Origin of the sequence: Streptomyces sp. BK79 (assembly GCF_044142145.1) — a bacterium.
Lineage (GTDB): Bacteria > Actinomycetota > Actinomycetes > Streptomycetales > Streptomycetaceae > Streptomyces.
Map to the genome: position 1 here is coordinate 115615 of NZ_JBHVOC010000024.1, position 19514 is coordinate 135128.

The 19514-nt window shown below is 73.0% G+C and carries 21 protein-coding genes and 1 tRNA gene; 11 read left to right on the top strand and 11 right to left on the bottom strand.

Features of this window, described 5'->3' with window-relative positions; genetic code table 11:
- Positions 1 to 42 precede the first annotated feature (42 nt).
- Together cobF and ACFIF2_RS27825 are read right to left on the bottom strand one after the other, a co-directional pair.
- Positions 43 to 816: a precorrin-6A synthase (deacetylating) gene (gene cobF / locus ACFIF2_RS27820; protein ID WP_395575980.1), complete on the bottom strand. Its 774-nt coding sequence runs from the start codon at positions 814 to 816 to the stop codon at positions 43 to 45.
- Between the two features lie 77 nt (positions 817 to 893).
- Positions 894 to 1460: a DUF309 domain-containing protein gene (locus ACFIF2_RS27825; protein ID WP_395575981.1), complete on the bottom strand. Its 567-nt coding sequence runs from the start codon at positions 1458 to 1460 to the stop codon at positions 894 to 896.
- A 98-nt stretch (positions 1461 to 1558) separates the two neighbouring features.
- Here ACFIF2_RS27825 and ACFIF2_RS27830 point away from each other — a divergent pair.
- Positions 1559 to 1632: transfer RNA gene (locus ACFIF2_RS27830), tRNA-Pro, on the top strand.
- An 82-nt stretch (positions 1633 to 1714) separates the two neighbouring features.
- Here ACFIF2_RS27830 and ACFIF2_RS27835 read toward each other — a convergent pair.
- From ACFIF2_RS27835 to ACFIF2_RS27845, 3 genes are all read right to left on the bottom strand, one after another.
- On the bottom strand, positions 1715 to 3382 hold the full coding sequence (locus tag ACFIF2_RS27835) for a purine-cytosine permease family protein (RefSeq protein ID WP_395575982.1): 1668 nt from the start codon (positions 3380 to 3382) through the stop codon (positions 1715 to 1717).
- Positions 3383 to 3661: 279 nt separating this feature from the next.
- Positions 3662 to 4084, bottom strand: a complete 423-nt coding sequence (locus ACFIF2_RS27840; protein WP_395575983.1) for an ankyrin repeat domain-containing protein — start codon at positions 4082 to 4084, stop codon at positions 3662 to 3664.
- Positions 4081 to 4557 carry a MarR family winged helix-turn-helix transcriptional regulator gene (locus ACFIF2_RS27845; protein ID WP_395575984.1) on the bottom strand — a complete coding sequence of 159 codons (477 nt, stop codon included), beginning with the start codon at positions 4555 to 4557 and terminating at the stop codon, positions 4081 to 4083. Before ACFIF2_RS27845 ends, ACFIF2_RS27840 begins: the two co-directional genes overlap by 4 nt.
- Positions 4558 to 4720: 163 nt before the next feature.
- Here ACFIF2_RS27845 and ACFIF2_RS27850 point away from each other — a divergent pair, with 163 nt between their 5' ends.
- Genes ACFIF2_RS27850 through ACFIF2_RS27870 form a run of 5 tightly spaced genes read left to right on the top strand, consistent with a single transcriptional unit; the run spans position 4721 to position 7641 of the window.
- Positions 4721 to 5275 carry a quercetin 2,3-dioxygenase gene (locus ACFIF2_RS27850; RefSeq protein WP_395575985.1) on the top strand — a complete coding sequence of 185 codons (555 nt, stop codon included), beginning with the start codon at positions 4721 to 4723 and terminating at the stop codon, positions 5273 to 5275.
- Positions 5276 to 5281: 6 nt separating this feature from the next.
- A complete protein-coding gene (locus ACFIF2_RS27855; protein ID WP_395575986.1) occupies positions 5282 to 5428 on the top strand; it encodes a DUF1427 family protein in 147 nt (48 codons plus the stop codon).
- Positions 5425 to 5733 carry a XapX domain-containing protein gene (locus ACFIF2_RS27860; RefSeq protein ID WP_395575987.1) on the top strand — a complete coding sequence of 103 codons (309 nt, stop codon included), beginning with the start codon at positions 5425 to 5427 and terminating at the stop codon, positions 5731 to 5733. The genes ACFIF2_RS27855 and ACFIF2_RS27860 overlap by 4 nt, the downstream gene beginning before the upstream one ends.
- Positions 5717 to 6721 carry an amidohydrolase family protein gene (locus ACFIF2_RS27865; RefSeq protein ID WP_395575988.1) on the top strand — a complete coding sequence of 335 codons (1005 nt, stop codon included), beginning with the start codon at positions 5717 to 5719 and terminating at the stop codon, positions 6719 to 6721. Before ACFIF2_RS27860 ends, ACFIF2_RS27865 begins: the two co-directional genes overlap by 17 nt.
- Positions 6718 to 7641: an alpha/beta hydrolase fold domain-containing protein gene (locus tag ACFIF2_RS27870; RefSeq protein ID WP_395575989.1), complete on the top strand. Its 924-nt coding sequence runs from the start codon at positions 6718 to 6720 to the stop codon at positions 7639 to 7641. Before ACFIF2_RS27865 ends, ACFIF2_RS27870 begins: the two co-directional genes overlap by 4 nt.
- A 25-nt stretch (positions 7642 to 7666) precedes the next feature.
- On the opposite strand, the gene iolD is transcribed toward ACFIF2_RS27870, so the two are convergent.
- The 4 genes from iolD to iolC all read right to left on the bottom strand — a co-directional run bounded on the left by iolD (position 7667) and on the right by iolC (position 12374).
- Complete coding sequence (gene iolD / locus ACFIF2_RS27875; RefSeq protein ID WP_395575990.1) at positions 7667 to 9541, bottom strand: 3D-(3,5/4)-trihydroxycyclohexane-1,2-dione acylhydrolase (decyclizing); 1875 nt, start codon at positions 9539 to 9541, stop codon at positions 7667 to 7669.
- Positions 9538 to 10431, bottom strand: coding sequence for a 5-deoxy-glucuronate isomerase (iolB, locus tag ACFIF2_RS27880; RefSeq protein WP_395575991.1), 894 nt, complete (start codon positions 10429 to 10431; stop codon positions 9538 to 9540). Before iolB ends, iolD begins: the two co-directional genes overlap by 4 nt.
- 79 nt (positions 10432 to 10510) lie before the next feature.
- Positions 10511 to 11398: a deoxyribose-phosphate aldolase gene (locus ACFIF2_RS27885; protein ID WP_395575992.1), complete on the bottom strand. Its 888-nt coding sequence runs from the start codon at positions 11396 to 11398 to the stop codon at positions 10511 to 10513.
- Positions 11399 to 11411: 13 nt separating this feature from the next.
- Positions 11412 to 12374 (bottom strand): 5-dehydro-2-deoxygluconokinase, encoded by a 963-nt coding sequence (gene iolC, locus ACFIF2_RS27890; protein WP_395575993.1) that lies wholly within the window; start codon positions 12372 to 12374, stop codon positions 11412 to 11414.
- Positions 12375 to 12621: 247 nt separating this feature from the next.
- Between iolC and ACFIF2_RS27895 the strand changes: the two genes are divergently transcribed.
- From ACFIF2_RS27895 to ACFIF2_RS27915, 5 genes are all read left to right on the top strand, one after another.
- Positions 12622 to 13644, top strand: a complete 1023-nt coding sequence (locus tag ACFIF2_RS27895; RefSeq protein ID WP_395575994.1) for a sugar ABC transporter substrate-binding protein — start codon at positions 12622 to 12624, stop codon at positions 13642 to 13644.
- On the top strand, positions 13644 to 14756 hold the full coding sequence (locus ACFIF2_RS27900; protein WP_395575995.1) for an ABC transporter permease: 1113 nt from the start codon (positions 13644 to 13646) through the stop codon (positions 14754 to 14756). The genes ACFIF2_RS27895 and ACFIF2_RS27900 overlap by 1 nt, the downstream gene beginning before the upstream one ends.
- A 5-nt stretch (positions 14757 to 14761) precedes the next feature.
- Positions 14762 to 15772, top strand: coding sequence for an ATP-binding cassette domain-containing protein (locus ACFIF2_RS27905; protein ID WP_395575996.1), 1011 nt, complete (start codon positions 14762 to 14764; stop codon positions 15770 to 15772).
- 1 nt (position 15773) lies between these two features.
- A complete protein-coding gene (locus ACFIF2_RS27910) occupies positions 15774 to 16676 on the top strand; it encodes a sugar phosphate isomerase/epimerase family protein (protein WP_395575997.1) in 903 nt (300 codons plus the stop codon).
- Between the two features lie 121 nt (positions 16677 to 16797).
- Entirely contained in the window at positions 16798 to 17211 is a 414-nt protein-coding gene (locus ACFIF2_RS27915; RefSeq protein WP_395575998.1) for a VOC family protein, read from the top strand.
- 28 nt (positions 17212 to 17239) lie between these two features.
- Here the strand turns inward: ACFIF2_RS27915 and ACFIF2_RS27920 are convergent, their stop codons facing one another.
- Positions 17240 to 18244 (bottom strand): Gfo/Idh/MocA family oxidoreductase, encoded by a 1005-nt coding sequence (locus ACFIF2_RS27920; protein ID WP_395575999.1) that lies wholly within the window; start codon positions 18242 to 18244, stop codon positions 17240 to 17242.
- 94 nt (positions 18245 to 18338) lie between these two features.
- Positions 18339 to 19502 (bottom strand): Gfo/Idh/MocA family protein, encoded by a 1164-nt coding sequence (locus ACFIF2_RS27925; protein WP_395576000.1) that lies wholly within the window; start codon positions 19500 to 19502, stop codon positions 18339 to 18341.
- Between the last annotated feature and the right edge of the window lie 12 nt (positions 19503 to 19514).

The window sequence follows — 19514 nt, forward strand, 5'->3', positions numbered from 1 at the left end:
CCGCCCGGGTGCGGTCACCGGCCGAGCGGCGCCCCGTCCCGGTCAGCCGTCGCCGGGGTTGCGCCGCAGCAGGTACGTGTCCATGATCCAGCCCTTGCGCTCCCGGGCCTCGGCGCGCAGCCGCTCGATGCGGGGCGCGGCCTCGGCTATCGGGCCGGAGGCGAGGATCTCGTCCGGGGTGCCCAGGTAGGCGCCCCAGTAGATGTGGATGTCCTGGTCCGCGTACCGCCGGAAGGCCTGGTGGGCGTCCAGCATCACCACGACGTCGTCCACGCCGTCGGGAAAGCCCTCCGCGAGCCGCCGCCCGGTGGTGATCTGCACCGGCCGCGCCACCCGGTTCAGCCCGGTCCGGTGCCTGGCCACCAGCGAGGAGACGCTGCTGATGCCCGGCACCACGTCGTACTCGAACGCCACCCCGCCGCGCTCGAGGATCTCCTCCAGGATGCCCAGCGTGCTGTCGTACAGCGCCGGGTCGCCCCACACCAGGAAGGCACCGCTCTCGTCCTCGCCCAGCTCCTCGGCGATCAGCCGCTCGTAGATACCGGCGCGGGCGCTGCGCCAGTCGCCGACGGCGGGGGAGTACGCCGCGCCGCCCGCGCTCCGGTCCCGCTCGGGGTCGCGCGCCTCGACGATCCGGTACGCGCCCTCGGGTATGTGCGTCTCCAGCATGTCCCGGCGCAGCCGCACCAGGTCGGACTTCACCTCGCCCTTGTCCAGGACGAAGAACACGTCCGTGCTCCGCAGCGCCCTGACCGCTTGCAGGGTCAGCTGGTCCGGGTCGCCCGCGCCGATACCGATCACATGAATCTTCCGCACGCCACGAGTCTGCCGTACCCCACTGACAAGGCCCCGGCCGGGCCGCCCCGTCCGCACTCCGGCGGCGGGACGGGGCCTCAGCCCCGCAGCCGGGGCGCCCGCGCCCCCGCGTCCACGGACACGCCGTCCGCCACGTCGGACGCCAGCTCCCGCGCCCACCCGGCGACCCGGGCCAGGTCCATCCCGTACGGCCGCCCCCGCCCCGGCGCCGAGGCCGCCCACTCCGTCACCGCCCCGGCCCCGCGCCGCAGCAGCCTGGCCCCGCCGGTGGCGTTGCCCCGGGCCGCGTGGGTGAGCCCCACGGCCAGCTGGGCCAGGCCCCGCCACAGCTCGCGCTCCTGACCGGGGCCCGACTTCCAGGCGTCCTCGAAGACCTCGTGCGCGTGGAACGGCCGGCCCGCGTCCAGCAGCCGCTGCGCCTCGGCGACCGTCTCCTCGGGCGCCCGTACGACGCCCTCCGGCTGGCGTGGGACGCCCGGGGAGCCGTACGGCAGCGGGCGGCCGAGTCCGTCCCGGGGCCGGGCGTTGCGCGCCCGGCCCTCCTCATCCCGGTCCCGCGCGTCGTCCACCGGCCGGTCGGTGAGGGTGCCGTCCTCGGTGCCGTCCGCAGTGCTGTCCTCGGTGCTCTCGGCAGGGCTGTCCATGGACCGATTGTCCCTCGCCGGTGCCCGCTTAGGCGCGGCCCGGAGTGTGCGGTAAAGTGCTGTCGCGTGATCGCGCGGTTCGCCGTGTGCGAGAACAGCGGGACGTGGCGCAGCTTGGTAGCGCACTTGACTGGGGGTCAAGGGGTCGCAGGTTCAAATCCTGTCGTCCCGACTCGAGAGAGTCGCAGGCCGGAGGCCGTTTCGGAAGAGATTCCGAAACGGCCTCCGGTGTTTCCCCGGTCGCCGGTCCCCGGTCACCTCACCGCGGGTGCCGCCGGCAGGACGTGGTCGCCGACCTGGTCGGTGCTCAGGCACAGGGAGCAGACCACCGCGTCGTGCGTCAGGCAGGCGGCCACGTCCGGGCGCTCGAACTCCTGCCGGCACACGTGGCACGTGTACACCACGGCGCTCGGATTGCCGTCCGCGTCCAGCAGCGGCTCGTCGATGCCGTCGTCGGTCCGCCGCAGGTAGTACCTGCCCTTGGTCGCCAAGGCCATCAGCGGCGTCAGGACGAAGGCGAGGACGACGGCGGCCACCGGGGAGTACGGCTGGAGCGTGTCGCCCAGGGCGTGGAAGTACATGGCGATGGACAGGGCGGAGGCGGCGACGAAGGCCACGACGCCGACCGGGTTGACGGCGTAGAGCATGCCCCGGCGGAACTCGGGGGCGTGCGGGGAGAGTTTGAGCAGGTACTTGTTGACCATGATGTCGGTGGCCACGGTGACCACCCAGGCGATCGCGCAGTTCGCGTAGAAGCCCAGGATGCTGTTGAGGAAGCTGAACATGTCGGCCTCCATCAGGGCCAGCGCGAAGCCCAGGTTGACCAGGACGAACACCATGCGTCCCGGGTAGCGCCCGGTGACGCGGGTGAAGGAGTTGGTCCAGGCGAGGGAGCCGGAGTACGCGTTCGTCACGTTGATCTTGATCTGGCTGATGACGACGAGGACCACGGCCAGCGGGATCACGAGCCAGGACGGCAGCATGGCGTCGAAGGCGCTCTTGAACTGCTGGATCGGCTCCGGCGCCGCGTCCGGGCCGACCTCGGCCAGGATGTAGACCGCGAGGAAGACGCCGATGGCCTGCTTCAGCGCGCCCAGGACCACCCAGCCGGGTCCGGCCATGACCACCGCGGCCCACCAGGCGCGCTTGTTGGCCTCGGTCTTGGGCGGCATGAAGCGCAGGTAGTCGATCTGCTCGCCGATCTGTGCGATCAGCGACAGGCACACGCCAGCGCCGAGCAGCACGGACGCGGTGCTCAGACCGCCGTCCCCGTCGGTGCCCGCGTACGCCAGGAACCGGTCCACGCTGCCGGGGTCGGCGGCGACCAGGTAGACCAGCGGGCCGACCATCAGCAGCAGCCAGATCGGCGTCGTCCACACCTGGAGCTTGCTCAGCGCCTTCATCCCGTAGATCACCAGCGGGATCACCATGAGCGTGGAGACCAGGTAGCCGAGCCACAGCGGCAGCCCGAAGCCCAGCTCCAGGCCCTGCGCCATGATCGAGCCCTCTAGGGCGAAGAAGATGAAGGTGAAGCTGGCGAAGATGACGCTGGTGAGGACCGAACCGAAGTAGCCGAAGCCCGAGCCGCGGGTGATCAGGTCCAGGTCGATGTTGTAGCGGGCCGCGTAGTACGCCAGCGGGAAGCCGGTGACGAAGATGACGACCGCGGCGACGGCGATCGCGAGCAGGGCGTTCCCGGTGCCGTGGGCCAGGCCGATCCCGGCGCCGATGGAGAAGTCGGCCATGTAGGCGATGCCGCCGAGCGCGGTCGTCGCCACCACCATCGGGGACCAGCGCCGGTAACTGCGGGGCGCGAAGCGCAGGGTGTAGTCCTCCAGCGTCTCCCGCGCGGCCTGGTCTTCCGGGGCCGGCGCCGCCTTCCGCCCGGGTTCCGGGTCCCTCAGTCGTTGCTCGGTGCTCATGCCACGCCTCCTTGCTGCGGTTCGGGGACCGACGCGGCGGGGATCCGGCCGCGGGGCGCCCCGCCGGGCACGGGCCGGCGCCGCGGTTCAGCGCGCACGGCGGCCCGGGCGTGCCCGGACGGCGCGACGGATACGCGTGAACGTCGTGTCCATGAACGTCGTGTCCATGACCAGTGACGCTAAGGAGGAGCCGTTAACCCCGCGCACATCCCGTGTGAAGCAGGTGTTTCCGGAGGCTCTCGCCGGATGCCCGGGGCAGGTGAGGTGGGCGGTCCGAAGTCATCGCCCAGGGCGTGCGCCCGCGGCGGCGAGCAGCTCCATGGTCTCGGGGTGCGGGCCCCTGGCCGCCCAGTCCAGCGGTGCCAGGCCCGTGCCGTGGTCCTCGCGGAGGTTCGGGTCGGCGCCGTGCTCCAGGAGCGCGCGCACCGCGTCGGTGTGACCCCAGCAGGCCGCTCCGCACAGCGGCGTGCCCTCCGAGCCGATCCCGCTCTCCGTGTCGGGCGAGGCGCCGGCCGCCAGCAGCAGGCGGACGATGCCGGCGGCCCCGTGCACGGCGGCCTGGTACAGCGGCGTGGAGCCCGCGGTGTCGGCCGTCTCGGCCGGCGCACCGGCGCGCAGTGCCGCTCTCACCCGCGCGATGTCGCCGACCAGCGCGGCGTCGACGAGACGCCGGGACAGCTTCTTGTGCCGTCGCCGGTTCACGGCGCCGCCACGACCGGTGGCTCGCCGCGCGCCGCGGTCAGGGCGGCGCGCAGCGCGGCGGCCTCCGCGACGCCGATGCGTTCGGCCAGGACGCCCTCGATGACGGCGAGGGTGGCCTGGGCGCGCCGGTGGACGCGGGCGCCCTCCGGGGTGATGCGGATCAGGCGGTTGCGCGCCGAGGAGGGGTCCGGGACCTGCTCCAGCAGGTCCAGTCCCACCAGTGCGTGCACGGCCTGGTGGGCGGTCTGGCGGGTGACGCCGAGGCGGCGGGCCAGCTCGGCGACCGTGGTGCCCTCCGGGTCCAGCAGGGCGAAGACCTGGCCCTGGGCGCTGCTCAGCGGCTGCTCGCCGGCCGCCCGCATGCTCGCCGTCAGCGCGTCGTCGAACCAGCGCTTGGCCCCGGCCAGCAGCAGGGGCAGGTTCTGCGCGGTCTCACCTGACGCGGCGTTCTCGGCGTTCTCGGCTTGTGTCATGACTCCTCGGGCTCCTCGGCCATGAGCATACAGGCGGGGAGGCGGACGGCTGCGGCCGCCGACGGGACGGGGGTGTCGCCCGAGATGCATGTCAGGTAGCCTGACGCATCGAATGGATGTCAGGCTGCCTGACATCAGGTCCTGTACCAAGCCGGAGGCTTCCGTGACCATCGAATTCGCCAGGCGCTCCCACTCCCTCATCCCCGCCGAGCCGGGCAAGCCGTACTTCATCGAGAAGGGCATGGGCGACCGCGCCCACCTGTTCAACGACGTGTTCACGATCTACGCCGGCGGCCCGCAGACCGAGAACACCTTCAACTTCTTCACCTGCGACGGCCCCAAGGGCGACATCATCCCGGCGCACTCCCACCCCGACACCTACGAGGTCTTCTTCGTCACGCAGGGCGCCGTCCGCCTGTTCGTGGAGGACCTGGAGGGCGAGCAGCACGAGAAACTGCTCACCGTCGGCGACTTCGGCTTCGTCCCGAAGAACTGCCCGCACGCCTACCGCATCGAGCGCCACCACAGCCAGATCGTCGGCGTCGCCGCCGGTCCCGGCGGCACCTTCGAGCGGTTCTTCGAGACCCTCGGCACCGACACCGACGAACTGGGCCTGCCGCGACGCCCGTACGTGCCCGAGCCGCACAGGTTCGGCACCGTGCCGCGGCGGTACGACGTGACCTTCCTGCCCGACCACGAGTGGCGCACGGGGAGCTGAACCGCGATGGCGTACCTCCAGGCGCTGCTCGCCGGGGCCTTCGTCGGCGGGCTGTACGCCGTCCTGAGGGTCAGGTCCCCGGCGCCTCCGCCGGTGGCCCTGTTCGGCCTGCTGGGCATGCTCGCCGGCCAGGCCCTGCTGGAGGCGCTGTGAGGACCGGTGCGAGGGCCGCCCTCGGCCGTGCGCGCGGCGCCGGCGTCAGCCTCGCGGCCGGACTCCTGATGGGGGCCGTCTACTGGGCCCTCGACCTCACCTCGCCCGCCCCGCCCCTGATCGGCCTGACCGGGCTGCTCGGCATCGTGCTCGGCGAGCGCACCGTCACCTGGGCGCGCGACCGCGTCGCGGCGTCGAGAAACCACACCCCGAGCGCGCCGAACGAGCCGAACGAGCCGAACGAGCCGAACGAGCCGAACGCTCCGAACATCCCGAGGGAAGACACCCATGACCGACCCCGCTGACCGGACCGGACTCGTCGACGTCCACGCCCACTTCGTCACCGACTCCTACGTGCGGCAGGCCAGGGCCGCGGGCCACGAACTGCCCGACGGCGTGCCCGCCTGGCCGGCCTGGTCCGCCGCCGCCCATCTGGAGCTGATGGACCGCAACGGCATCCGCACCTCGTTCCTGTCCGTGTCGTCCCCCGGCGTCCACTTCGGTGACGACACGGCCGCCCGCCGCCTCGCCCGCGAGATGAACGAGGACGCCGCCCGCGTCGCCGCCGAACACCCCGGCCGCTTCGGCCTCTTCGCCTCCCTCCCGCTGCCCGACGTGGACGGCGCCCTCGCGGAGACCGCGTACGCCTTCGACGAACTCGGCGCGGACGGCGTCGTACTGGAGACCAACACCCACGGCGTCTACCTGGGCGACCCGCGCCTGGAGCCCCTCTTCGCCGAACTCGGCCGCCGACGCGCGGTCGTCTTCCTGCACCCGACCTCACCCGTGTGCTGGGAGCGGTCGGCGCTCGGACGGCCGCGCCCCATGGTCGAGTTCGTCTTCGACACCGCCCGCACCGTCACCGACCTGCTCATGGCCGGCACCCTGGAACGCCACCCCGGCCTGGAGGTGATCGTCCCGCACTGCGGCGGCGCGCTGCCCGTCCTCGCCGACCGGATCAACGGCTTCATGAAGCTCTTCCTGCCGCCCGCCGAGACCGGCACCCCCGACGCCGTGGACCAGCTCCGCCGCCTGCACTACGACATGGCCGGCCCCGCCTTCCCGCGCCAGGTCCCCGCACTGCTCGGCCTCGCCGAACCCGACCGGCTGCTCTACGGCAGCGACTACTGCTGGACCCCGGCGCACGGCGTGGACGCCCACGTCGCCTCCGTGGACGCGGCTCCGGCGCCGTCGGGGGCGGCCGACTGGCGGTCCCTGACGACGGCCAACGCCCGCCGGCTGCTGCCCCGCCTCGCCCCCGCAGGTCCCGTACGCCCGAGGAGTGAGGCGTGAACCCCGAACTCGCCCCGTTCCTCGCCCCGCCCGACCCCGCGACCCTGCCCCTGCCGCCCGCCGCGCACCCCGCCGACGGCGTACGGCTCCTGCGCGCCGTCCCGTACGCCGCCCGTGACGGCAGCCGCCCCCTGGAACTCGACCTCTGGCTCCCCGAGGAGCCGGCCGCCGGCCCGCCGCCCGTGGTCGTCTTCGTGCACGGCGGCGCCTGGCGCACCGGGCTGCGCGACGACCTCGGCCCGCGCTTCGGCGCCTGGCGGCCCGGCCCCTTCGCCCGCCTCGCCCGCGCCGGACTCGCCGTCGCCTGCCCCGACTACCGGCTCAGCGGAGAAGCACCCTTCCCGGCCGCGCTGGACGACCTGACCGAGGCGCTGGCCTGGCTGCGCACCCGGGCCGCCGACCTCGGCGTCGACGCCGGACGGACGGTCGCCTGGGGAGAGTCCGCGGGCGGTCACCTCGCCGCGCTCCTCGCCCTCACGGCCGGCCCGGCGGCCCCGCGCGGCTGCGTCGTCTGGTACGCCCCCACCGACCTCACCGCCGCCCCGCCGCACACCCCCGAGGCGGCCCTCCTCGGCGCCCCCGCCGCCGAGGTCCCGGACCTCGCCCACGCCGCGAGCCCGTGCGCCAGGGCCGCCCCGGGCGCCCCACCGTTCCTGATCCTGCACGGCGACGGGGACACGGTCGTCCCCGTCGCCCAGGGGGAGGCCCTCGCCTCGGCGCTGCGCGCGGTGGGCACGGAGGCGGACTTCCGGGCCGTCCCGGGCGCCGACCACCTCTGGATCGGGGCGTCGGAGCGGCAGGTGGCCGAGTGCTTCTCCGCCTCCCTCGACTTCGTGCGCGACCGGACGCGACCGGACGCGAGGACAGAAACGGGCATGACCGACTCGCCCCGCCCCGCACCTCAGGACGACCGCCGATGACCTTCCTGGCGTGGGCGACGAGCCGTCAGAGGTGGCGGCGACGGTCGGCGACCGCGCGTTCGTACCGCGCGCGGGCGTCGGTGGCGGCCTCGCGGCCGGACACCTCGGCCACCGGCACGTCCCACCAGGCCTCGGCCGGCGGAGCGGTCGGCGTGGGGTCGGTCTCGACGTAGACGCAGGTCGGGCGGGTCGCCGCGCGCGCCGCGACCAGGGCCTCGCGCAGTTCGCCCACCGTCTTGGCGCGCCGGACGTCCATGCCGAGGCTGGCCGCGTTGGCGGCGAGGTCGACGGGGAGCGGGGCGCCGGTGAAGGCGCCGTCGGCGGCGCGATGGCGGTAGGCGGTGCCGAACCGCTCGGCGCCCACCGACTCGGACAGGCCGCCGATGGAGGCGTAGCCGTGGTTCTGGACCAGGACCAGTTTCACCGGCAGGTTCTCCTGCACCGCGGTGACGATCTCCGTCGGGTTCATCAGGTACGTGCCGTCGCCCACCAGGGCCCACACGGGCGTGCCCGGCGCGGCCTGCTGGACACCGAGCGCGGCCGGGATCTCGTAGCCCATGCAGGAGTAGCCGTACTCCAGGTGGTACTGGCGCGGGGAGCGGGCCCGCCACAGCTTGTGCAGGTCCCCGGGGAGCGAACCGGCCGCGTTGATCACCACGTCCTCGTCGCCGACGACCGCGTCCAGCGCGCCCAGCACCTGCGTCTGGGTCGGCACGGCGCTGTCGTCGTCGGCGCGGAGGGCCGCCGCCACCGTCTCGTCCCAGCGGGCCTTGCCGGCGCGGTAGTCGGACTCGTACGACGCGTCCACCCGGTGGCCGGACAGCGCCTCCGTCAGCGCCGTGAGCCCGGCGCGGGCGTCGCAGACCAGGGTGCGGGCGGCGAGCTTGTGGGCGTCGAAGGCGGTGATGTTGAGGTTGAGGAAGCGCACCCCCGGGTGCTGGAAGAGGGTGCCGGAGGCCGTGGTGAAGTCCGAGTAGCGGGTGCCGACGCCGATCACCAGGTCCGCGGTGCGGGCGAGGGAGTCGGCGACGGCGGTGCCGGTGTGGCCGATGCCGCCGAGGTCGGCCGGGTGGTCGTGGCGCAGCGCGCCCTTGCCGGCCTGGGTGGCGGCGACGGGGATGCCGGTGGCGTCCACCAGCGCCTTCAGCGCCTGTTCGGCCTCGCTGTGGTGGACTCCGCCGCCCGCGACGATCAGCGGTCGCCCGGCGGCCCGGATCGCCCGTACCGCCTCGGCCAGTTCCACCGGGTCGGGGGCGGGGCGCCGTACGCGCCACACGCGGTCGGCGAAGAACGCCTCGGGCCAGTCGTACGCCTCCGCCTGCACGTCCTGCGGGAGCGCGAGGGTGACCGCGCCGGTGTCGGCCGGGTCGGCGAGGACGCGCATCGCGTGGAGCGCGGAGGGGATCAGGGCCTCGGGCCGGGTGATCCGGTCGAAGTAGCGGGAGACGGGGCGCAGGGTGTCGTTGACCGACACGTCCGCCTCGATGGGGTGCTCCAGCTGCTGGAGGAGCGGGTCGGCGGCGTGCGAGGCGAAGTAGTCACCGGGCAGGAGCAGGACCGGCAGGCGGTTGATCGTGGCGAGCGCGGCGCCCGTGACGAGGTTGGTGGCGCCGGGGCCGATGGACGTCGTCACCGCCTGCGCGGACAGGCGGTTCAGGTGCCGGGCGTGGCCCACGGCCGCGTGCACCATGGCCTGTTCGTTGCGGCCCTGGTGGTACGGCATGACGTCCGCGTACTCGACGAGCGCCTGGCCGAGGCCGGCCACGTTGCCGTGGCCGAAGACGCCCCAGGTGCCGCTGATCAGGCGGCGCCGTACGCCGTCGCGTTCGGTGTACTGGGCGGCCAGGAAGCGCACCAGGGCCTGGGCGGTGGTCAGTCGGCGGGTGGCGGCGGCACTCATGCGGACCTCTCCGGTGCGGTGTAGAGGGGGAGCCGGGGATCGACCGGCTGCTCGGGCCAGGTGTCGCGGATCCAGGCGTGCGCGGGATGGTCGCGGATCAGCCAGGCGCGTTCGGCCTCCGGTCCCGCCATCACGTTGAGGTAGTACATGTGGTGGCCGGGGACGGCCATGGACGGCCCGTGCCAGCCGTCGGGGATGAGGACCACGTCGCCGTCGCGCACCTCGGCCAGCACGTCCGTGCCCTGCCCCTGCCCGGAGGGGGAGACGCGCTGGTAGCCGAGGCCGGGGGTGCCGTCGTGGCCGGTGAACTCGAAGTAGTAGATCTCCTCCAGCACCGACTCCTCGCCGGGGCGGTGCTCGTCGTGCTTGTGCGGCGGGAAGGAGGACCAGTTGCCGCCGGGGGTGACGACCTCGACCGCGATGAGCCTGTCGCACTCGAAGACGCCCGCCGCGCCGAAGTTGTTGACCTGCCGCGAGCAGTTCCCCGTGCCCCGCAGTTCCACGGGCACCGACGACGCCGGGCCGTAGCGGGCCGGCAGGCGGCGGGTGCAGCGGGCGCCGGTGAGGGCGAAGCGGCCGCCGCCGTGGGAGGTCACGGTGGTGCGGGCGTCGCGCGGCACGTACGCGAAGTCGCTGACGCCGTCGAACACGCTCGTCCGGCCGGCGAGTTCGAAGGTGTTCTGTCCGAAGTCGTCGGCCGTGGCGACCGCGCAGCCGCCGCCGAGCGGGAGGACGATCCACTCGCTGTCACCACTGTCGAAGGTGTGGCTGCCGCCGGGCGGCAGGTTCAGCACGCGCAGACCCGAGTGCCCCCAGCCGGCCTTCTCGGGCGTCACGTCCACGGCGTACGCGCCGCTCGCCGCCTCGCCCGCCGGAAGGTGGTACGTCATCTCCTCGTCCCCTCTCGTCGTCCCGCCCGGGTCGTACTCCTCGTTCCCACGTGGGGCACGCGCGTCGCCCCCGCGTGGGTCACAGCAGTCCGACGGCCGTGTCCACCGCCTGTTCCACACTGCCCTCGGCCGGGTAGAGCAGCGACCTGCCGACGACCATGCCCTGCACGGTGGGCAGCCTCAGCGCCTTGCGCCAGCGCTCGTAGGCCAGGGCCTGGTCCGCGGGGGAGCCCCCTATGTCACCGCCGAGCAGGACGGCGGGGAGCGTGGAGGTCTCCAGGACTTCGCCCATGTCGTCCGGGTCGTCGGTGACGGGCAGCTTCAGCCAGGTGTAGGCGGAGGTGCCGCCGAGGCCCGAGGCGATGGCGACGGACCGGGTGACGGCCTCGGCGGACAGGTCGTTGCGGACCCGGCCCCCGACCCGGCGGGAGATGAACGGCTCGACGAAGACGGGCAGTTCCCGCGCGGCCATGGCGTCGACCGCGCGGGCGGTGGACTCCAGCGTGGCCAGCGAGCCGGGGTCGTCGTAGTCGAGGCGCAGCAGCAGCTTCCCCGCGTCGAAGCGCAGGCGCGCGATGTCCTCGGCGCGGTGGCCGGTGAAGCGGTCGTCCATCTCGAAGGCGGCGCCCGCGAGACCCCCGCGGTTCATCGAGCCCATGACGACCTTGTTCTCCAGTGCCCCGAGCAGCAGCAGGTCCTCCAGCACGTCGGCGGTGGCGAGCACCCCGTCCACGCCGGGCCGGGACAGCGCGGTGCACACGCGTTCCAGCAGGTCGGACCGGTTGGCCATGGCGAGCCGGCGGTCACCGACGGCGAGCGCGCCCCGCGCCGGATGGTCGGCGGCCACGATCAGCAGGCGGCCGGAGTCGCCGATCAGCGGACGGCGTGTCCGGCGGGCCGCCGCCTCGGCGATGGCCTCGGGGTGCCGGGCTCTGACCGCGGTGAGGTCGGGGATGCTGAGGGACAAGGCGTTGCTCCGTTCAGGGAGTGGCTCGCGCGAGGAGGTCGTCGACCTCCGCCCCGGTGGGCATCGCGGAGGAGCAGGCGAGACGGGAGGCGACGAGGGCGCCGGCGGCGTTGGCGTACCGCATGGTCCGCTCCAGTTCCCAGCCCGAGAGCAGGCCGTGGCAGAGCGATCCGCCGAACGCGTCACCCGCGCCCAGGCCGTTGACCACCTCGACCCGCACCGGCTCCACCTCGGCCCTGCGGCCGTCGCGGTGCACGGCGAGGACGCCCTTCGGGCCCTGCTTGACGACGGCCAGTTCCACACCGGCGGCCAGCAGCGCCTCGGCACAGGCGCGCGGTTCGCGCACGCCCGTCGCGACCTCGCACTCGTCGAGGTTGCCGACCGCGACGGTCGCGTGCCGCAGCGCCTCGGCGTAGTACGGGCGGGCCTGGTCGGGGTCGGCCCAGAACATCGGCCGCCAGTCCAGGTCGAAGACCGTGGTGCCGGACCGGGCGCGGTGGGCGAGGGCGGCCAGGGTCGCCGTACGGCTCGGCTCCTCGCTCAGTCCGGTGCCGGTGATCCAGAAGACGCGGGCCGCGCGGATCGCGTCGAGGTCCAGCTCCTCCGGACGGATCTCCAGGTCGGGGGCCTTGGGACGACGGTAGAAGTACAGCGGGAAGTCGTCCGGCGGGAAGACCTCGCAGAACGTGACGGGGGTCGGGTACGCGGCGACCGGGGTCACCCAGCGGTCGTCGACGCCGAACTCCTTCAGCGCCCGGTGCAGGTAGCCGCCGAACGGGTCGTCTCCCGTGCGGGTGACGACGGCCGTGGCGTGGCCCAGGCGCGCCGCGGCGACGGCCACGTTGGCGGCCGAACCGCCGAGGAACTTCCCGAAGGTCTCGACGTCCGCCAGCGGTACGCCCGTCTGCAGGGGATAGAGATCGACCCCGATGCGGCCCATCGTGATCAGATCGAAACGCGGGACTGACTCGGCCATGTGCGACGCTCCTCGGGCTGGGCGGGGGGCCTGCCGCCTCTCAGGTGTATGACTCCGCGGCGACCGTGTCAATAGTTTGTACTTACATTCGGACCTGCTCGTGAAATGATGTCTTGACAAAGTATTGACAGCGGGCGTCCCAAGGACTTGTATCCGGTCCCAGCGCACACAGCCCCTCTTCTCCGGCTCGGCACACGGCTTCTCCGTCGCTCAGTTCGCTCAGTTCGCACAGTGAGGTGCAGGAAAGATGGACCGCTCTTCGCACGCCCGCTCCCGTGGATTCGCCTCCGCCGTGGCCCTCGCCGCCGCCGCTGCCCTGACCCTCGCCGGCTGCTCCAGCGGTTCCGGGGGGAAGAAGGCCGACGAGGAGGGGGACTCGGGCGGCTCCGCGGGCAAGGCGGACACGCCCCGGATGACCGTCGCCCTGGTCACCCACCAGGCACCGGGCGACACCTTCTGGGACATCGTCCGCAAGGGCGCGGAGGCGGCCGCCGCCAAGGACAACATCAAGCTCGTCTACTCCGCCGACCCCAACGCCGGCAACCAGGCCAACCTGGTGCAGAACGCGATCGACCAGAAGGTCGACGGCATCGCGGTCACCCTCGCCAAGCCGGACGCCCTCAGAAGTGTCATCGGCAAGGCGGAGCAGGCCGGCATACCCGTCGTCGGCCTCAACTCCGGCCTCGCGGACTGGAAGAAGCTCGGCCTGATGTCGTTCTTCGGCCAGGACGAGACCGTGGCAGGCGAGGCGCTCGGCAAGCGGCTGAACGAGGACGGCGCGAAGAAGGCCGTCTGCGTGATCCACGAGCAGGGCAACGTCGGCCTGACCCAGCGCTGCGACGGCGTGAAGAAGACCTTCGAGGGTTCGATCGAGAACCTCTACGTCAACGGCACCGACATGCCCTCGGTGAAGTCGACCATCACCGCCAAGCTCAAGCAGGACGGCGACATCGACCACCTGGTCACCCTCGGCGCCCCGTTCGCCATGACCGCGGTGCAGTCCGTGGACGAGGGCGGCGGCGAGGCGAAGGTCGCCACCTTCGACCTCAACAAGGAGCTGACCGGCGCCATCGAGAAGGGCGACATCGAGTTCGCCGTCGACCAGCAGCCCTACCTCCAGGGCTACCTGGCCGTCGACGGCCTGTGGCTCTACCAGAACAACGGCAACTACAGCGGCGGCGGCGAGCAGCCGGTGCTGACCGGCCCCGCCTTCGTGGACAGCAGCAACGTGAAGGCCGTCGCCGAGTTCGCGTCGAAGGGCACCCGGTGATGGGCGCCGCCCCACCGACCGGGCCGGCGGTGACCACTCCGCCGGACCCCGGCCCCGGGCGGACCGACGGGCGGAACGCAGGGCAGGCCGACGGGCAGGCCGACGGGCGGACCCGGCGGCGCCCGGTGGCGCTGCGGCTGCTCGCCCGGCCCGAGGTCGGCGTCTTCCTGGGCGCCGTCGCCGTGGCCGTCTTCTTCCTGATCGCCGCCCCCTCCGTCCGCGAGGGCGGCTCCATGGCGACGGTCCTGTACCAGTCGTCCACCATCGGCATCATGGCGCTGCCGGTGGCCCTGCTGATGATCGGCGGCGAGTTCGACCTGTCGGCCGGTGTCGCCGTCGTCACCTCCGCGCTCACCGCGAGCATGCTCAGCTACCAGCTGACCATGAACGTCTGGATGGGCGTGCTCGCCGCCCTCGTGGTCTCCCTCGCGGTCGGGGCCTTCAACGGCTGGGTCCTGATGAGGACCGGCCTGCCGAGCTTCCTGGTGACGCTCGGCACGTTCCTGATCCTCCAGGGCGTGAACCTCGCGTTCACCAAGCTGGTCACCGGCAACGTCGCCACCGACGACATCAGCGACATGGACGGCTTCGACCAGGCCAAGGCCCTGTTCGCCTCGTCCTTCGACGTCGGCGGCGTCCAGGTGAAGATCACGGTCGTGTGGTGGCTGGTCTTCGCCGCCCTCGCCACCTGGGTGCTGCTGCGCACCAAGTACGGCAACTGGGTCTTCGCGGTGGGCGGCAGCCGGGAATCCGCCCGCGCGGTCGGCGTCCCCGTCACCTTCACCAAGATCACCCTGTTCATGCTGGTCGGCTTCGGCGCCTGGTTCGTCGGCATGCACCAGCTCTTCTCCTTCAACACCGTGCAGTCCGGCGAGGGCGTCGGCCAGGAGCTGATCTACATCGCCGCGGCCGTCATCGGCGGCTGCCTGCTCACCGGCGGCTACGGCTCCGCCATCGGCCCGGTCTTCGGCGCCTTCATGTTCGGCATGGTGAACCAGGGCATCGTCTACGCCGGCTGGAACCCCGACTGGTTCAAGGCGTTCCTCGGCGTGATGCTGCTCGGAGCGGTGCTCATCAACCTGTACGTCCGCCGCGCGGCGACCCGGAGGTGACCGGAATGACCAGCAAGAGCCCGGGTACGCGCGGAGCCGTCCTCGCCGGCCCCGGACCCGGCCCCGCCCCCGAGTCCGGCCGGCCGGTCGTGGAACTGCGCGGCGCCGGCAAGGCCTACGGCAACATCCGCGCCCTGCACGGCGTCGACCTCGCCGTCTACCCCGGACGGGTGACCTGCGTGCTCGGCGACAACGGCGCCGGCAAGTCCACCCTCATCAAGATCATCTCCGGGCTGCACCAGCACACCGAGGGAGAGTTCCTCGTCGACGGCGAGGCCGTGCGCTTCACCACCCCCCGCGACGCGCTCGCCCGGGGCATCGCCACCGTCTACCAGGACCTCGCCACCGTGCCCCTGATGCCGGTGTGGCGCAACTTCTTCCTCGGCTCCGAGCTGACCAAGGGCCCCTGGCCCGTGCGCCGCCTCGACATCGCCCGGATGAAGGAGACCGCCGACCGGGAACTGCGCACCATGGGCATCGTCCTGGACGACCTGGAGCAGCCCGTCGGCACCCTCTCCGGCGGCCAGCGCCAGTGCGTCGCCATCGCCCGCGCCGTCCACTTCGGGGCCCGCGTCCTCATCCTCGACGAGCCCACCGCCGCCCTCGGCGTCAAGCAGTCCGGCGTGGTCCTCAAGTACATCGCCGCCGCCCGCGAACGCGGTCTCGGCGTCGTCTTCGTCACCCACAACCCCCACCACGCCTACCTGGTCGGCGACCACTTCAGCGTGCTGCGCCTGGGCACCCTGGAACTCGGCGCCGCCCGCGCCGACATCACCCTCGAGGCACTCACCCACCACATGGCGGGCGGCGCCGAACTCGCCGCCCTCAAGCACGAACTGGCGCAGGCCGACGGGGTCGACGTGGAGGCACTCCCGGACCCGGACCAGCCGGAACGGGCCGCGCCGGAAGCCCCCGGGGCCGACCCCGGTCCGGCGGTCCCCGCGTCCCGCACCGCCGATTCCGGCCCCGCCGCCTCCGACCCGGTCGCCTCCGACCCCGCCGAAGGGAAGCCCTGACATGCCCGCTGCCCTCGACCGCATCCGCGTCGGCTCGGCCCCCGACTCCTGGGGCGTCTGGTTCCCCGACGACCCGCGCCAGGTGCCCTGGGAGCGCTTCCTGGACGAGGTCGCCGAGGCCGGCTACGAGTGGATCGAGCTGGGCCCCTACGGCTACCTCCCCACCGACCCGGCCCGGCTCGCCGACGAGGTGGCCCGGCGCGGGCTCAAGGTCTCGGCGGGCACCATCTTCTGCGGGCTGCACCGCGGCCCCTCGGAGTGGGACGGCACCTGGGAGCAGGTCAGCCGCGTCGCCGCCCTCACCCGGGCGATGGACGCCAAGCACCTCGTCGTCATCCCGTCCTTCTGGCGCGACGACAAGACCGCCGAGATCCTGGAGCCGCCGGAGCTGACCGGCGAGCAGTGGGCCCACCTGACCGAGGGCATGGAACGCCTCGGCCGCGAGGTCAGGGAGACGTACGGCCTCGACATCGTCGTCCACCCGCACGCCGACACCCACATCGACACCGAGGAGCACGTCGAGCGCTTCCTCGACGCCACCGACTCCGGCCTGGTCAACCTCTGCCTGGACACCGGCCACTACGCCTACTGCGGCGGGGACAGCGTCAAGCTCATCGAGACCTACGGCGAGCGCGTCGGCTACCTCCACCTCAAGCAGGTCGACCCAGAGATCCTCGCCGACGTGCGCGCGAACGGGGTGCCCTTCGGGCCGGCGGTGCGGCGCGGGGTGATGTGCGAACCGCCCTCCGGCGTGCCCGAGCTGGGACCGGTGCTTACCGCGGCGCAGAAGCTGGGCGTGGACCTGTTCGCCATCGTCGAGCAGGACATGTACCCCTGCGAGCCGGACCGGCCCCTGCCCATCGCCGACCGCACCCGCAGGTTCCTGCGCTCCTGCGGCGCCTGAGACGTCCGGTACGCCTGCCTGAGACGCCCGGTCCCGCCGGCGCGCCACTCGGCGGGCCGTAGTCGGTGGTGCGCGCTAGCGTGCACACCACTGGCACTTCGTCCCGTTCCGGGAGGCAGTCATGACCTCGCGTCTCAATCCCTATCTCAGCTTCGACGGCGACGCCCGACAGGCGATGGAGTTCTACGAGCAGGTGTTCGGCGGCACGCTGGCGCTGAACACCTTCGGCGCGGCCGGCCTGCCCGACGCCGCCTACACCGACAAGATCATGCACGCCATGCTGGAGACGCCGAGCGGCTTCACCCTGATGGGCGCCGACATGCCGCCCGGGGAGGAGCACAGCCCCGGGAACACCTTCTCGGTGAGTCTCAGCGGCGACGACGCGTCCGAGCTGCGCGGCTACTGGGAGAAGCTGAGCGCCGGCGGCACCGTCGTGGTCCCCCTGGAGAAGCAGATGTGGGGCGACGTCTTCGGCATGTGCACGGACCGGTTCGGCGTGCCCTGGATGGTGAACATCAGCGAGCCGGAGAGCTGACCGCACGGCCCGCCGCTCCGCCCTCGCCTCACCCCCGGCGTACCTCCGCCACCGTCACGGGGCGGTGCTCGCGCAGGGACAGCGTGCACGCCTCCGCGATCCAGCCCGCCTCCAGGGCGTCCTCGATCGTGCACGGCGAGGGGCGGGTGCCGGCGACGACCTCGGTGAACGCGGTGAGCTCGGCACGGTAGGCGGCGGCGAAGCGGTCCATGAAGAAGTCGTGCGGCGTGCCCGCCGGGAAGGTCGTGCCGGGCTCCACCGACCGCAGCGGCAGCCTGTCCTCCAGACCGACGGCGATGGAGTCCGCGAAACCGTGGATCTCCATGCGGACGTCGTGACCGCGCGCGTTGTGGCGGCTGTTGGAGACCACGGCGATCGTGCCGTCGTCCAGGGTGAGGACCGCGCCGGTGGTGTCCGCGTCGCCCGCGTCCTTGATGAAGTCCGCGCCGCGGTTGCCGCCGACGGCGTACACCTCGGTCACCTCGCGGCCGGTGACCCAGCGGATCATGTCGAAGTCGTGCACGGAGCAGTCGCGGAAGATGCCGCCGGAAGCGGCGATGTACGGGGCGGGCGGCGGCGCCGGGTCCAGCGTGGTCGACCGCACGGTGTGCAGCGCGCCCAGCTCACCGCCGCGCACGGCCGCCCGCGCGGCCACGAACCCGGCGTCGAAGCGGCGGTTGTAACCGATCTGGACCGGCACGTCGTGCCCAGCCACCGCCTTGAGCACCTCGACGCCCTCCGCCATGGTGCGGGCGACGGGCTTCTCGCAGAAGACGGGGACGCCGGCCTGAACGGCGGCCAGGATCAGACCCGGGTGCGCGTCGGTCGCCGCCGCGATCACCACCCCGTCCACGCCGGCGGCCAGCACCGCCTCGGGCGAGTTGGCCACCTCGGCGCCGTACCGCTCGGCGGCGGCCCTCGCGGCGTCCGCGAACGGGTCGGCGACGACGAGTGAGCCGACGGCGCCGAGCCCGCTGAGGGTCTCGGCGTGGAAGGCCCCGATGCGGCCGAGGCCGAGGATTCCCATACGCATACGTGTGCTCCTTGATGAGTCGAGTCGCTCGAAGAGCGCGCGGAACGTGGTGGGCCGACCGGTGGGCGAGTGGCCGCGCCGCGGCCACCGGGCCTCACCCCCGCGGTCGCACCTCGACCCGGGCGCCGCGCTCGGCCGACCGCGCCATGGCGTCCAGTACGGCCGCGCTGTGCACCGCGTCCGCGGGCGTGGCGCCGTACGGGGTGCCCTCGGCGATCGAGCGCAGGAAGCGGTACGCCTCCACCACCTTCAGGTCGTCGTAGCCCATGGCGTTCGCGGCGCCCGGCTGGAAGGCGGCGAACTCGCCGTGCCCCGGACCGACGTGGACCGTGCTGACCGGCTGGTCCTGGTACGCGGTGCCGCGGCTGACGCCCAGTTCGTTCATGCGGCGGAAGTCCCAGAACACCGCGCCGGTGGTGCCGTGCACCTCGAAGCCGTAGTTGTTCTGCTCGCCGACCGAGACCCGGCAGGCCTCCAGGACGCCACGGGCGCCGGAGGCGAAGCGCAGCAGACAGCTGACGTAGTCCTCGTTCTCGACCGGGCCCAGCTCACCGCCCACGGCCCGGGAGTGACCGGCCGTGGCGGCGGTCGGCCGGGCCCGCTCGGGCAGGAAGACGGCCGTGTCGGCGGTCAGCGACGCGATGTCGCCGAGCAGGAACCGGGCCAGGTCCGCGCCGTGCGAGGCCAGGTCCCCGAGCACCCCGCTGCCGCCGCGCTCCCGTTCGTAGCGCCAGGTCAAAGCGGATTCGGGATGGGCCGCGTAGTCGCTGAAGAGGCGGATGCGGGCGTGCGTGACGGTGCCGATCTCCCCGCCGGCGATCAGGTCGCGGGCGGCCTCCACGGCCGGCGCGTTGCGGTAGTTGAAGCCGACGGCGCCCTGCACACCGGCCTTGGCGACCGCGTCGGCCACCGCCCGGGCGTCGTCCGAGGACAGGCCCACCGGCTTCTCGATCCAGACGTGCTTGCCCGCCTCGGCCATCGCGACGGCGATCTCGCGGTGCAGGAAGTTCGGGGCGGTGATGCTGACCGCCCCGATCCGCGGGTCGGCGGCCACCTCGCGCCAGTCGCGGGTCGCCGAGACGAAGCCGAACTGCGCCGCCGCCTCCTCCGCCCGCCCCGGCACCTCCTCGGCGACCGTCACCAGCTCGGGGCGCAGGGGGAGCAGCGGGTAGTGGTGCCGGACCCGCGCGTACGCCCGCGTGTGCACCCGGCCCATCCAGCCGAACCCGACGACGGCGACACCGAGCGCTTCCACCATGTGAGCCCTTCC

Excerpts from the sequence above, each read along its gene's own strand:
- ACFIF2_RS27855 (WP_395575986.1), top strand. The coding sequence starts at position 5,282 with ATGGCGTACCTCCAGGCGCTGCTCGCCGGGGCCTTCGTCGGCGGGCTG.
- ACFIF2_RS27835 (WP_395575982.1), bottom strand. The coding sequence starts at position 3,382 with ATGAGCACCGAGCAACGACTGAGGGACCCGGAACCCGGGCGGAAGGCG.
- iolB (WP_395575991.1), bottom strand. The coding sequence starts at position 10,431 with ATGACGTACCACCTTCCGGCGGGCGAGGCGGCGAGCGGCGCGTACGCC.
- ACFIF2_RS27845 (WP_395575984.1), bottom strand. The coding sequence starts at position 4,557 with ATGACACAAGCCGAGAACGCCGAGAACGCCGCGTCAGGTGAGACCGCG.
- ACFIF2_RS27915 (WP_395575998.1), top strand. The coding sequence starts at position 16,798 with ATGACCTCGCGTCTCAATCCCTATCTCAGCTTCGACGGCGACGCCCGA.
- ACFIF2_RS27895 (WP_395575994.1), top strand. The coding sequence starts at position 12,622 with ATGGACCGCTCTTCGCACGCCCGCTCCCGTGGATTCGCCTCCGCCGTG.
- ACFIF2_RS27825 (WP_395575981.1), bottom strand. The coding sequence starts at position 1,460 with ATGGACAGCCCTGCCGAGAGCACCGAGGACAGCACTGCGGACGGCACC.
- ACFIF2_RS27900 (WP_395575995.1), top strand. The coding sequence starts at position 13,644 with ATGGGCGCCGCCCCACCGACCGGGCCGGCGGTGACCACTCCGCCGGAC.
- ACFIF2_RS27905 (WP_395575996.1), top strand. The coding sequence starts at position 14,762 with ATGACCAGCAAGAGCCCGGGTACGCGCGGAGCCGTCCTCGCCGGCCCC.
- ACFIF2_RS27925 (WP_395576000.1), bottom strand. The coding sequence starts at position 19,502 with ATGGTGGAAGCGCTCGGTGTCGCCGTCGTCGGGTTCGGCTGGATGGGC.
- iolD (WP_395575990.1), bottom strand. The coding sequence starts at position 9,541 with ATGAGTGCCGCCGCCACCCGCCGACTGACCACCGCCCAGGCCCTGGTG.
- ACFIF2_RS27865 (WP_395575988.1), top strand. The coding sequence starts at position 5,717 with ATGACCGACCCCGCTGACCGGACCGGACTCGTCGACGTCCACGCCCAC.
- iolC (WP_395575993.1), bottom strand. The coding sequence starts at position 12,374 with ATGGCCGAGTCAGTCCCGCGTTTCGATCTGATCACGATGGGCCGCATC.
- ACFIF2_RS27910 (WP_395575997.1), top strand. The coding sequence starts at position 15,774 with ATGCCCGCTGCCCTCGACCGCATCCGCGTCGGCTCGGCCCCCGACTCC.
- ACFIF2_RS27920 (WP_395575999.1), bottom strand. The coding sequence starts at position 18,244 with ATGCGTATGGGAATCCTCGGCCTCGGCCGCATCGGGGCCTTCCACGCC.